Genomic DNA, 11,541 nt, shown 5'->3' on the forward strand with positions numbered 1-11,541 from the left:
CCCGCCACCATGCGCGGTGATCGATCCCTCCGGTCGCGGCGCTGAGCTAGGTTGCTGGGATGAGCGAGTACAGCGGTGATGGAGCCTCCGGTCAGCCTGTGCGCGCGACGGGGCAGGCTGAGGCACGACCGTCGCGCCCGTCGGGTGTGCGCCCGACCGCGGTGCTCCTCGACTTCCACAACACCTTGGCGGTGGTCCGGTCGGTGGACGACTGGATCGACGAAGCGAGCGACCTGCTCGCGGGTGGGCCTGCACCGGGGGCGATCTCACGTGAGCGGATCCGAAACGTATGGGTTGAAGCCAGACGGGTGTTCCCGGCTCTCGACTGGGACCTCGACCCCACCGCGCATCGGCACGCCTTCGTCTCGACCCTAAGCCATGACGACGCGATACCGATCGACGTCGCCGAAGCGCTGTACGCGGTGATGCCGAACCAATGGAAGTTGAACGCAGGCGCATCCGACTTCATCGCCCGGGCCTCCGCAGCGGGGACGCGTCTCGGGATCGTCTCGAACATCGCGCTGGACATCCGCCCCGCTCTCGAACGCTGGGGCATCGCCACTGCATTCGACGCGGTGATCCTGTCCTACGAGGTCGGTTGCGTGAAACCCGATCCGCGGATCTTCCGACTGGCCGCGGACGCGCTCGGCGTCGATCCGACGGACTGCCTCATGATCGGCGACTCAGCGCACGACGATGTCGGCGGTGCCGCCTTGGGAATGCCGTGCCTGATCGTGCCCCCGGACGGGACGTGGCGAGCGTTCGCCCTGGCGAGCCCGTCGTGAACGATCATCGGCCGGTCCCCTCTCTTCGTTAGCCTGGGCGGGTGAGCGTGGTGCCGGCAGTCGGGTTCGATCTGGACGGGACGTTGTTCGATCATCGCGGTTCCGCGCGAGTCGCAGCGCGGAGCTTCCTCCGGTCGCTGGGCATCGCTCCGACGTCGGTGGCGCTCGAATCATGGTTCGCAGCCGAGGACGAACACTTCGAACGCTGGCGATCCGGCCTGGTCAGCTTCGCCGAGCAGCGTCGAGAGCGTCTGCGCACCGTGCTGCCGTTGTTCGACGTCACTCCGCCGATCGAAGAAACCGAGCTGGACGCGCTGTTCGACGAGTATCTTCATGCCTATCGTGAGGCATGGCGGATCTTCCCTGACAGTCTGGAGACGCTTCACGGATTGCGATCCCGTGGCTACCGAGTGGGCCTCCTGACGAATGGGACACAGGCTCAGCAACTCGACAAGTTACAACAGACCGGTATCGCCGAAGCCTTCGACGTGATCTGCACATCCGAGCGCATCGGCGTGCAGAAACCTAATCCGAGGGCCTTCCACATCCTCGCCGCAGAGCTGGGCGTTGAAACATCAGCGTGCCTGTTCGTGGGCGACAATCCCGCGCAGGATGTCGAGGGCGCCCGCGCCGCAGGGATGCGCGGGTTGCTCGTTGACCGGTATGAGAGACACGCAGCCGGCATCCAAGACCTCATCGATCACGAACTCGCCGCCCTCGCTCGGGCGCTCCGGTAGCGCAGTAAGCCGCTCCAGCAGGGTGGTCGCTGCTCGGCGAAGACGCCGCACAGGGATCCTGCACGAGCTCGGATCTCGTCTCTGTGTCGGCCACCGTGAGAGCCATACCGATGCTCCGAAGTGCCGAGACTGGTGGCCCCAGTGTGAAGGCCGCAGCCCCATCGGGCTCACGAGGCATTGCTATGGTGAGGGAACTTCAGACCGGGGGTCGGGTTGAAGCACAGGGGGGCCATGCGTATTCGCACGACACTATTCATCTTCGGAATCACGGCGCTCACATTCACCGGCTGCTCGGGCACTGCGTCGCCGGCACCTGGTCAGCCAACTACCGTGGAGGATAGGCCGAGCAGCGCTGCGGCGAGCGTCTGTGGCGCATCCGCGGCTGAGGCAGAGAACACGCTGACGACTGCTCCGACGAATCGGTGGGAGTTGGTCGGTGCGATCGCGGCTACTGCGGAAAACAGCGACAGCGGTCCATTCGTCGTGAAGGAGAACGGCGAACGCTACTGCTTCGCGCGTACTGCGTACGGAGCGCTCGGAGCTGCGGTCGGCTACACCGCCTTGGTATCAACATCGGACCGTGAACTCCTGTCGCGGCTCATCCCCTTGGTGATTGCTCCAGGTGTCGGCAGAGACGCCGCGCTGACGTCACCGGGCGATCTCGCAAATCCGGCGCTTGGTGCACCACAGGTTGTCGCATTCGCCATCGATGAATACGACGCAGACTTCGCCCTCGTCGATATCGTGTGGCGGGATGCCGCGCAGGGAGATGCCTTGGTCAGCGCGCCGACCTCGCTGCAGTGGATCGAGGGCGACTGGAAGATCGTTCTGAACGATCGCGCTCAACCACCGTCGCCGTCCATCGTCATCGACGACCTCGAAGGTCATATTCCGTGGTCGGCCAACTAACGCCACCGTGACTCGAGAACACATCGCTCGGATGACCGCTCAGAGCCAGATGGCCACGATCGGCGTCACGCGGTGGGCCCGTCGGCCACCGTATGCTTCGGTGCTGCCTGGGTGGAGTTCGCCTACTCCGACCACGTCAGCGTCTCATCGGACAGGGAGCCCGTGACTGAACCGACTACATCACCGCCGGCCGCCTCGCCTTGGACACCTGCGGTACCAATCCCAGGAGGAGTCGTCGCGCTCTCCTACGTGCTCATCGCCGTCGCCTGGTTCCCGCTCGTGGGCTCCGTCCTCCACTGGATGAACTGCCGCGTGCCTGCCGACGTCGACGATCTGCGACCGCTCTACTCTGCGTCGATGACCGCTATCGTGGTCCTCTGCTGGTTCTGGGTGCAGCATCGCTCGACGATGCTCGAGACAACACGCGTTCGAAGCTTCGTCATCCTCGCGGCAAGTATCCTCGCGGTCGGGTTGGTGCCCATCGTTCTCGTCGTCGTCAGCCCGTTGACGCCGTATATCGAGACGGCCCGCCGTGAATGCGGATCTGCGGATGACGGTCTCGTCGGGCTGGTGCTCTACCTGCCGTTGCTGTCATTCCTGGTTGCCCAGCTGATCAACCCTGCAGGGTCGAAGGCTTCCCTCACCCGTTGGATCATCACCGCCGCAGTGCTCACCGGGCTCTGGGCGGCGTACGCACTCATTGTGCAGCCATGGCCACCAGCTGGATCCTGAAGCAGGGCGACGATGCGAAGTGTCACCACCGACCTCTCGAGAAGTGTCACCGATGTCGTGATGCAGAGCTGTCACTGATGCCTTGCGACGTGACGGCCAGTCTCATCTTGACATCCCTCAGAATCGAACATATGTTCGAATCATGTCCGACCGGCCCCCTGCCCCGCCGATCCGCATCGGTGAGGCCGAGTGGATCGTGATGCGGGAGGTGCCCGACCGGCCGGCCGGTCTGGTGAAGTACTTCGCGCCGAGCGGCGCACCGGCCTACTTCCGCTGCGTCACCTGGGCACCGCGGTCGGAGGACCGTCGGTTGATCGGTCGGTTCGCGACGCTCGCCGAGGCGGAGCGTGCCGTGCCGGGTGGACGACGGTCCGCCGCACCGGCCACTCCCCGGTCCGCGGACGCCTGGGAGCGCGGGCAGGCGCCGTGGGACGCAGCGCCGCGACGGAGCGACCGGTACGCCTGAGCGACCGGTCGCAGGTCGGTCAGCGCCACCCGTACCGCGAACGGAGCCCAGCGGCGACGCGGGCGAAGCGATCACGCGGGACCTGAGCCGCCTCCCGCCGCATCCCGTCGGGGTGCACGCGGAAGACGCGGTCGAGGTTCGCCCAACTCGGACGGCCGGCACTGTCCCATCCGCCGGTGCCGAGCGGCACGAACTCACCGTCCTGCGAATGATCCTTGCTCGTCAGCTGCACCGCCAGTACCCAGCCTCCGGTCGAGCGCGCCACGATGAGCACCGGACGGTCCTTGCCACGTCCGTCGCGCTCCTCGTACGGCACCCAGGTCCAGACAATCTCGCCGGGATCGGGATCGCCGTCGACGGCGGGGGCGTAGTCGATGGACACGGCGCCGACCGCCCGCGGATCGACCTCGACCGTCGCCGTCCCGCCTGAGCGTCCGGGTGAAGCGGCGGTGGTGGTCGATGGCGTCGCGAGGCCGGCGGTCCGCACCGCACTCGAGGCGGCGCGGGTGGAGGGGCCCAGGAGTGCGTTCGCGACGCGGCGGATGATCGAGGTGAAGGTTGACACGCCGTCACCCTATCGTCCGCGGCTCCCACCGCAGGGAACGCCGAACGGGCGCCGTCCTGGTGGACGACGCCCGTTCGGCGAAGCAGAGGCGGTCGAGGTCAGTCGACGAGGGCGTACCCCTCTTCGCCGTGCACGGAGGTGTCGACGCCGGCGATCTCGTCCTCGTTCTTGACGCGGAAGCCGATCGTCTTCTCGATCGCGAAGCCGATGACGAAGGCCACGATGAAGGAGTAGACGAGGACAGCGAAGGCGGCGATGGCCTGGACCGCAAGCTGCTCGATGCCGCCGCCGACGAAGAGGCCGGTCTCGGTCGCGAAGAAGCCGAGGTACAGGGTGCCGATGAGGCCACCGACGAGGTGGATGCCCACGACGTCGAGCGAGTCGTCGAAGCCGAGCTTGAACTTCAGCTCGACGGCGATGGCGCAGACGGCGCCGGCCACGATGCCGAGGAGCAGTGCCCAACCCGGAGTCAGGTTCGCGCACGCCGGGGTGATGGCGACGAGACCAGCGACGGCACCGGAGGCGGCGCCCACCGAGGTCGCCTTGCCGTCCTTGAACTTCTCGACGACGATCCAGCCGATGATGGCGGCAGCGGTGGCCCCGACGGTGTTGACGACGATGAGTCCGACGTTCGCGAGCTCGTTCAGCCACTCGGCGCCGGCGTTGAAGCCGAACCAGCCGAACCACAGGATGGCGGCTCCGAGGAGGGTGAGCGGCACGTTGTGCGGCTTCGTGATGCCCTTCTGGAAGCCGATGCGCTTGCCGAGCACCAGGGCGAGGGCGAGTGCTGCGGCTCCGGCGTTGATGTGCACCGCGGTTCCACCCGCGTAGTCGATGACGCCGATGCCGGCATCCTCACCGAACAGCGTGGTGCCGAGGTTCATGATCCAGCCGCCGCCCCAGACCCACGCGGCGATCGGGAAGTACGCGATGGTCGCGAAGAGGCCGGCGAAGATCATCCAGGAGCCGAACTTCGCGCGGTCGGCGATGGCGCCGGAGATCAGCGCGATCGTGATGATCGCGAAGGTGGCGCCATAGGTCGCCCCCACCAGGTCGGTGTTCGCGGTTTCGCCGCTCGCGAGGGCGGTCATCCCGAAGTCGGAGAACGGGTTGCCTGCGAACTCCAGCGGGCTGCCGACGGCCGACATGTTGAAGCCGTAGAGGATCCACAGCACGCTGATCAGGCCCAGTGCGCCGAAGCTCATCATCATCATGCTGACGACGCTCTTCGCCTTCACGAGGCCGCCGTAGAAGAATGCGACGCCGGGGGTCATGAACAGCACCAGAGCGGTTGCCGTGACTCCCCAAGCGATACTGCCTGTATCCATTGGATCTTCCTCACACATCGTGGTCTTGCAACGGGTGCCCGAGATGGTGAGGACTGGCTGAGCTCGGTCTCGCCGTCCGACTCGGTGCAGCGACCAGTCTGCGGAACGGAGGTTTCCGCACGACTGTCAGCGTGTTTCCGATGTGTTACGCGAGTGCCGCCCAGGTAAACAGCGTGTTTCGTGACCCGGTGCGACGGGTCAGTCCATCGAGGTGAGGGCGATCATGCGCGACATCGCGCGCAGGTACTTCTTGCGGTATCCGCCGTTGAGCATGTCTCCGCCGAACACCTCGTCGAGGGCCGTGCCGGTCGTGACCACGGGGATCTGTGCGTCGTACACCCGGTCGATGAACGCGACGAGCCGGAGCGCCTGGCCCTGGTCGGTCAACTCGTGGACATCGCGGAGCGCGATCAGGTCGACGCCGTCGAGCAGTCCGATGAATCGTGAAGGGTGGACGGCGGCGAGGTGGGTGATGAGACCGTCGAAGGTGTCGACCGTGACGTCTCGGTCGGCGGCCGCCGCCTCCGCGGTACGGGCGTCGAAACGCTCCTCGGAGCTCACCACGGCGTGTCCCTCGATGCTGCGGCGGCGGTAGTCGGTGCCGTCGATGCGGAGGGTCTCGAAGTTGGCGCTCATCGCCTGGATCTCGCGGAGGAAGTCGGCTGCGGCGAAGCGGCCCTCCCCCAGGGCGTTCGGCGGCGTGTTGGAGGTAGCCGCGATCCTCGTCCCGGTCGCGACGAGTTCACCGAGCAGTCGGGTCATGACCATCGTGTCGCCCGGGTCGTCGAGCTCGAACTCGTCGATGCAGATGAGCGTCGCGCCCGTCAGCTGCGCGACCGCCGCCGCGTAGCCGAGCGCACCGACGAGGGCCGTGTACTCGATGAAGGTGCCGAAGTACTTCTTCCGACCGGGTGCATCGTGCCAGAGCGCCGCGAGGAGGTGCGTCTTGCCGACGCCGAAGCCACCGTCCAGGTAGATGCCCGGCTTGGCCGCCGGTGCCTTGGGCTTCCGCCGTCCGAAGAAGCCGCCACCGCCACCGGCCTGGGGCGCGAAGAAGCCGCGGAGCTTCTCGACCGCGGCCGCCTGGCCCGGGAAGTCGGGATCCGGACGGTACGAGTCGAAGCTCGCCTGTTCGAACTGCCGGGGTGGCGTCAGGCTCGCGACGATCTCGGCACCACTGACCGTGGGGACACGGTCGGTGAGGCTGCGGAATCCGGTCGGGACGGAAGGCGTGGTCACGGCAAACCTCTGGCTCTGCATGGGTGCTGGGGTTACGGCGTCTGACGCATCGGTGCGGTTCGGTGGTGCGGACGGCGTACTGTCGAAGGGACAGGCTTCCAGCCTAGATGCACGACACCCGAGCCCCACCGCAGCCAGCTGCACGACCGGAGGTACCCATGACCGTCGACGCCGATTCGACCTCGACCAAGTTCACCGCCTACGCCCACCCCGAGCGCCTCGTCACGGCGGAGTGGCTCGAAGCGCACCTGGGTGAACCCGGTCTCGTCGTCGTCGAGTCCGATGAGGACGTCCTCCTCTACGAGACCGGCCACATCCCCGGCTCGGTGAAAGTCGACTGGCACACCGACCTCAACGACCCGGTCGAGCGCGACTACATCGACGGAGCCGCCTTCGCCGCACTGCTCGGATCCAAGGGGATCTCGCGAGAGGACACCGTCGTCATCTACGGCGACAAGAACAACTGGTGGGCCGCCTACGCCCTGTGGGTCTTCAGCCTCTTCGGACACGAGGACGTCCGGCTGCTCGACGGTGGACGCGACAAGTGGATCGCGGACGGCCGGGCGATCACCCGCGATGAAACAGAGCGCGAAGCCGTCGAGTACCCCGTGGTGGAGCGCGACGACTCGGCCCTCCGCGCCTACAAGGACGACGTGCTCGCCCACCTCGGCAAGCCGCTCATCGACGTCCGCTCCCCCGAGGAGTACAGCGGTGAACGCACCACGGCGCCCGCCTACCCCGAAGAGGGTGCGCTCCGCGCCGGTCACATCCCGAGTGCGCAGAGCGTCCCGTGGGGCAAGGCGGTCGCCGACGACGGCACCTTCCGGCCGGCCGAGGAGCTGGACGCGATCTACCGCGACGGCGCAGGCCTCGCCGAGGGCGACGAGGTGATCGCCTACTGCCGCATCGGCGAGCGGTCGAGCCACACGTGGTTCGTCCTGCAGCACCTGCTCGGGTTCGACAACGTCCGCAACTACGACGGGTCCTGGACGGAATGGGGTAGCGCCGTGCGCGTGCCGATCGTCCAGGGTGCCGAGCCGGGCGACGCACCGACGCGCTGAACTCGTCCACCCACCGCCCTTCCGCACGGCTGCACTGTGCGGGAGGGCGGTCCGCTGTTCCTGGCTGCGATACTGGAGTGACCATGACCGATTCCCTCCTCGCCCCGAACCTCGCCGAGATCCGAGATGAGTTCCTCGCCGTCGAGGAACGCTCACGGCTGCAGCTGCTCCTCGAATTCAGCGACGAGCTGCCGGACCTCCCGGAGCGCTACCGCGACCACCCCGATCTGATGGAGCGGGTGCTCGAGTGCCAGGCGCCCGTGTTCTTCTTCGTCGAGGTCGACGAGGACGGCATCGTGCACCTGTTCGCGACGGCCCCCGAGGAAGCGCCGACCACTCGTGGCTTCGCGAGCATCCTCGTCCAGGGGCTCGCCGGACTCACCGTCGACGAGGTGCTCGCCGTCCCCGACGACTTCCCGCAGATGATCGGACTCTCCCGAGCGGTGTCGCCACTGCGACTGCGTGGGATGTCGGCGCTGCTCGGCCGGACGAAGCGCCGCCTCCGCGAACTCGCCTGAGTCGTCGGCCCGTCGGTCAGTGCCCGGGCGGTAGCGGCACGAGCTCGTCGAGCCAGTCCGAGACCGCGGCGGTCCAACGCTCCGGGTCGTAGTTCCAGAGCTTCGTGTGACGTGCGACGGTGAACGGGACGAACGTCACGATGTCCGGTCGTGCGAGGGCGAGCGCCCGCGACGGCCCTGCCGGGACGTAGCCGTCGTCGTCACTGTGCATCAGCAGGATCGGCAAGGCGAGGTCGGCGGCGTTGGCGACGTAGTCGAGCCGACCGAGATCGATGCTCGTCGCCTGCCCGGTCAGAAGGCGTCCCCACCGGCGGCTGATGGCGAGCAGGGCGACCCGACCGACCACGCTCGGGATCCGGTTCTCGCGGGCCTGGTGCTGCAGGACGTCTACCCAGTCGATGACCGGCGAATCGAGCGCGACGGCGCGGAGGAGTTCGGGGTGCGCCGTCCGCCGTGAGGCCTGGAGCACGATCGCTCCGCCCATGGACCAGCCCATGAGTACGACGTCGGCGGCGCCCTGTTCACGCACCCAGCCGATCGCGGCGTCCACGTCGCGCCACTCCTCGTCGCCGAGCGCGTATCGGAAGTCCAGCGCGGGCGGAGCGTCGCCGTCGTTGCGGTAGGAGACGAGCAGGCACGAGTATCCGGCGTTGCGGAAGCTCGGCACCGCTCGGAGCGCTTCGGATCGTGTGGTCCCCCGGCCGTGCACCAGGACGGCCCAGCGGGTGGACGGTCCGTCCTCCGGGTGGATCGCCCACGCCGGCGCCGGCCCGAGCGGGGTCGGTACGAGCACGTCCTCGTGGGCGAGGCCCAGTTCCTCCGGGCGGCGGAAGAACCACCCGCTGAACTCGGCCTCCTGGCCGACGCGGAGTGCGTCGACGCCGCCGCCGAGGAGCGTCCGGACCACGGTGTGCTGCCGCACCTCGAGGATGTCGCCCAGCTGCACGTAGGCGGCCCGTCTCGTCACCCAGCTGCCGTAGCGGCCGGGGACGACGGTGTCCGGCGTCGCGACGAGTTCGACCGTCCCACCGGCACGGTCCAACCCGACGATGCGAGCCTCACTCGGGCGGTCCCGAGCCGGGACCACCACCTTGCGGGCGATGGTCGCGACGACGGCGAGTCCGAGGGCGCCGACGGCGGCAGCGGCTCCACCGGCGATGACGATCGCATCCGTCGCCGAACCCCGCCGTCGAATGCCGGTGCTCGCCGCTCCTCGACCGCCTGCCTGCGACCCGGGTCCGCGTCTCCGCCCGGCGTGCCTCTGCCCATTCATCGGGATGTAACTCTAGTCTTCACTCGTGGTAGAGAGTCCGACGACGGCAAAGGTTCCCGAAGAGTTCGCCCGAGCGGTGGACGCTGTTCGCGCTGCAGCCGTCCGGCCCGATCTGAGAGTCACGGAGATCCCCGCGCCGAGCAATCTCGCGCCGTTCGCCATCGCCCTCGCGGCCGACGTCTCACCGAGTCGCCACGATGCCGACTCCGACCTCGGTACGGGGCGGTTCGTCCTCCTCTACGACCCGGACGGCTCTGACGCCTGGGGTGGACGCTTCCGCGTCGTCTGCTTCGCCCAGGCCCCACTGGAGACCGAGATCGGACTCGACCCGTTCCTTGCCGAGGTCGCCTGGTCCTGGCTCGTGGACGCCCTCGACACCCGCGGCGCCTCCTACCAGGCGGCGTCCGGCACCGCGACGAAGATCATCTCGAGTGGTTTCGGGGAGCTCGCCCGGCAGGGCGACGGCGCACAGATCGAGCTTCGAGCGTCGTGGACACCGCTGGAGAGCGACGTCGCGGCGCACGTGGAAGGATGGGGAGAGCTGCTGTGCATGCTCGCCGGCTTGCCTCCGACCACCGAAGGGGTCTCCCTGTTGTCCGTCAAACGAGCTCACCGTGAGTGACGCGGCGCCTGAATCAGCACCGCTCCTCCCCCCGCCCGCGCCCACCGCACCACGGGTTGTCACCGACACCCGCGAGGCCTACCTCGCCTCACTCGAGGTGCTCGCCGCGGGTCACGGACCGTTCGCGCTCGACGCCGAACGCGCGTCGGGTTACCGGTACTCCCAGCGCGCCTACCTCATCCAGGTCTACCGTCGCGGTGCCGGGGTCTTCCTCTACGACCCGCCCGCCATCGGCTCCATGGCCGAACTCGGCGCCCTGATCCAGGGTGAACGCTCGATCCTGCACGCGGCCAGCCAGGACCTCGCCTGTCTGCGCGAAGTGGGCATCGACCCGAGCGAGCTCTTCGACACCGAGCTGGGGGCCCGTCTGCTCGGGCTGCCGCGTGTCGGGCTCGGCGCAGTGGTCGAGGAACTGTTGGGCATCCATCTGGCGAAAGAGCACTCCGCCGCCGACTGGTCGACCCGCCCGCTCCCCGCCTCCTGGCTCGAATACGCGGCGCTCGACGTCGAGCTGCTCGTCGACGCCGCGGAGGAGCTGGCAGCCCGCATCGAGGACGCCGGGAAGAGCGACATCGCGCGCCAGGAGTTCCAGGCGACGCTGGCCCGGGAGGCGAAGGCACCCCGCGCCGAGCCCTGGCGCCGCCTCTCCGGACTCCACGCCGTGCGCGGACAACGCAACCTCGCCGTCGCTCGCGAGCTCTGGGTCGCGCGCGACGAACTCGCGCAGCGCCGCGACACCGCCCCCGGGCGGCTCATCCCCGACGCCTCGATCACTGCGGCCGCGAAGGCCAACCCCACCTCGAAGCGCGACCTCGCAGCGCTCTCGGACTTCCGTGGGCGCGCGAGCCGCACCGAACTCGACCTCTGGTGGAACGCGATCCACACCGGCCAGACCACCGAGGATCTCCCCGGTGCCCGACCGGCGAGCGACACGCTGCCACCCCCGCGCAGCTGGTCCGACAAGAACCCGGATGCGCACGCCAGGTACACCGCGGCACGGACGAAGATCCTCGCGACGGCGGAGTTCCTGACGATGCCGGTCGAGAACCTGCTCACGCCGGAGACGCTGCGCCGACTGGCCTGGACGCCGCCCGAACCGCTCACCGTCGAGACAGTCGCCGCGGCACTCGCCGAGCACGAGGCACGCCCCTGGCAGATCGACGCGACCGCCCGGGCGATCACCGACGCCTTTGTCGAGTCGGCCCAATCCCCGGTGGAGCCTGACCCGGACGCTTCGTAGGAAGCGCTGCACCCGGGTGTCGACCCGTGTCTGCCGCCTAGGATCGGGGCGTACCCCGAGAATGAG

13 protein-coding genes are annotated in these 11,541 nt (G+C 68.2%); 9 read left to right on the top strand and 4 right to left on the bottom strand.

Features of this window, described 5'->3' with window-relative positions:
• The first annotated feature begins 146 nt into the window (after nt 1-146).
• The 5 genes from ACQG07_RS09285 (at nt 147) to ACQG07_RS09305 (ending at nt 3,629) form a co-directional block, all read left to right on the top strand.
• Entirely contained in the window at nt 147-785 is a 639-nt protein-coding gene (locus ACQG07_RS09285) for an HAD family hydrolase (protein WP_426738081.1), read from the top strand.
• A gap of 41 nt (nt 786-826) precedes the next feature.
• On the top strand, nt 827-1,522 hold the full coding sequence (locus ACQG07_RS09290) for an HAD family hydrolase (RefSeq protein ID WP_159878749.1): 696 nt from the start codon (nt 827-829) through the stop codon (nt 1,520-1,522).
• Between the two features lie 231 nt (nt 1,523-1,753).
• Nucleotides 1,754-2,431: a hypothetical protein gene (locus ACQG07_RS09295; RefSeq protein ID WP_411558353.1), complete on the top strand. Its 678-nt coding sequence runs from the start codon at nt 1,754-1,756 to the stop codon at nt 2,429-2,431.
• Nucleotides 2,432-2,788: 357 nt separating this feature from the next.
• Nucleotides 2,789-3,163 carry a hypothetical protein gene (locus ACQG07_RS09300; RefSeq protein WP_426738082.1) on the top strand — a complete coding sequence of 125 codons (375 nt, stop codon included), beginning with the start codon at nt 2,789-2,791 and terminating at the stop codon, nt 3,161-3,163.
• A gap of 142 nt (nt 3,164-3,305) precedes the next feature.
• Entirely contained in the window at nt 3,306-3,629 is a 324-nt protein-coding gene (locus ACQG07_RS09305) for a hypothetical protein (protein WP_274499913.1), read from the top strand.
• Nucleotides 3,630-3,648: 19 nt separating this feature from the next.
• Here the strand turns inward: ACQG07_RS09305 and ACQG07_RS09310 are convergent, their stop codons facing one another.
• From ACQG07_RS09310 to zapE, 3 genes are all read right to left on the bottom strand, one after another.
• Nucleotides 3,649-4,194, bottom strand: a complete 546-nt coding sequence (locus tag ACQG07_RS09310; RefSeq protein WP_426738083.1) for a type II toxin-antitoxin system PemK/MazF family toxin — start codon at nt 4,192-4,194, stop codon at nt 3,649-3,651.
• Between the two features lie 98 nt (nt 4,195-4,292).
• Nucleotides 4,293-5,522 carry an ammonium transporter gene (locus ACQG07_RS09315; RefSeq protein ID WP_064293796.1) on the bottom strand — a complete coding sequence of 410 codons (1,230 nt, stop codon included), beginning with the start codon at nt 5,520-5,522 and terminating at the stop codon, nt 4,293-4,295.
• A 198-nt stretch (nt 5,523-5,720) separates the two neighbouring features.
• Nucleotides 5,721-6,782 carry a cell division protein ZapE gene (zapE, locus tag ACQG07_RS09320; protein ID WP_079705894.1) on the bottom strand — a complete coding sequence of 354 codons (1,062 nt, stop codon included), beginning with the start codon at nt 6,780-6,782 and terminating at the stop codon, nt 5,721-5,723.
• Between the two features lie 137 nt (nt 6,783-6,919).
• Here zapE and ACQG07_RS09325 point away from each other — a divergent pair, with 137 nt between their 5' ends.
• Nucleotides 6,920-7,822, top strand: coding sequence for a sulfurtransferase (locus tag ACQG07_RS09325; RefSeq protein WP_426738084.1), 903 nt, complete (start codon nt 6,920-6,922; stop codon nt 7,820-7,822).
• Between the two features lie 83 nt (nt 7,823-7,905).
• Nucleotides 7,906-8,340 carry a SufE family protein gene (locus ACQG07_RS09330; protein WP_071260092.1) on the top strand — a complete coding sequence of 145 codons (435 nt, stop codon included), beginning with the start codon at nt 7,906-7,908 and terminating at the stop codon, nt 8,338-8,340.
• A 16-nt stretch (nt 8,341-8,356) separates the two neighbouring features.
• Here ACQG07_RS09330 and ACQG07_RS09335 read toward each other — a convergent pair whose 3' ends face one another.
• Complete coding sequence (locus tag ACQG07_RS09335) at nt 8,357-9,613, bottom strand: alpha/beta hydrolase family protein (protein WP_426738085.1); 1,257 nt, start codon at nt 9,611-9,613, stop codon at nt 8,357-8,359.
• A gap of 25 nt (nt 9,614-9,638) precedes the next feature.
• Between ACQG07_RS09335 and ACQG07_RS09340 the strand changes: the two genes are divergently transcribed.
• Both ACQG07_RS09340 and ACQG07_RS09345 read left to right on the top strand, forming a co-directional pair.
• A complete protein-coding gene (locus ACQG07_RS09340) occupies nt 9,639-10,235 on the top strand; it encodes a DUF3000 domain-containing protein (RefSeq protein ID WP_079002473.1) in 597 nt (198 codons plus the stop codon).
• The gene (locus ACQG07_RS09345) at nt 10,228-11,475 is read left to right on the top strand and encodes an HRDC domain-containing protein (RefSeq protein ID WP_079705891.1); all 1,248 of its coding nucleotides are present in this window, start codon (nt 10,228-10,230) and stop codon (nt 11,473-11,475) included. The genes ACQG07_RS09340 and ACQG07_RS09345 overlap by 8 nt, the downstream gene beginning before the upstream one ends.
• Nucleotides 11,476-11,541: the final 66 nt, after the last annotated feature.

This window comes from Plantibacter sp. 2H11-2 (genome assembly GCF_050031945.1).
In the GTDB taxonomy this organism is placed as follows: domain Bacteria; phylum Actinomycetota; class Actinomycetes; order Actinomycetales; family Microbacteriaceae; genus Plantibacter; species Plantibacter auratus.

Bases quoted from the DNA above. Each gene is read 5' to 3' on its own strand.
- ACQG07_RS09295 (WP_411558353.1), top strand. From the start codon at position 1,754: ATGCGTATTCGCACGACACTATTCATCTTCGGAATCACGGCGCTCACA.
- ACQG07_RS09300 (WP_426738082.1), top strand. From the start codon at position 2,789: ATGACCGCTATCGTGGTCCTCTGCTGGTTCTGGGTGCAGCATCGCTCG.
- ACQG07_RS09305 (WP_274499913.1), top strand. From the start codon at position 3,306: ATGTCCGACCGGCCCCCTGCCCCGCCGATCCGCATCGGTGAGGCCGAG.
- ACQG07_RS09315 (WP_064293796.1), bottom strand. From the start codon at position 5,522: ATGGATACAGGCAGTATCGCTTGGGGAGTCACGGCAACCGCTCTGGTG.
- zapE (WP_079705894.1), bottom strand. From the start codon at position 6,782: ATGCAGAGCCAGAGGTTTGCCGTGACCACGCCTTCCGTCCCGACCGGA.
- ACQG07_RS09325 (WP_426738084.1), top strand. From the start codon at position 6,920: ATGACCGTCGACGCCGATTCGACCTCGACCAAGTTCACCGCCTACGCC.
- ACQG07_RS09330 (WP_071260092.1), top strand. From the start codon at position 7,906: ATGACCGATTCCCTCCTCGCCCCGAACCTCGCCGAGATCCGAGATGAG.
- ACQG07_RS09335 (WP_426738085.1), bottom strand. From the start codon at position 9,613: ATGAATGGGCAGAGGCACGCCGGGCGGAGACGCGGACCCGGGTCGCAG.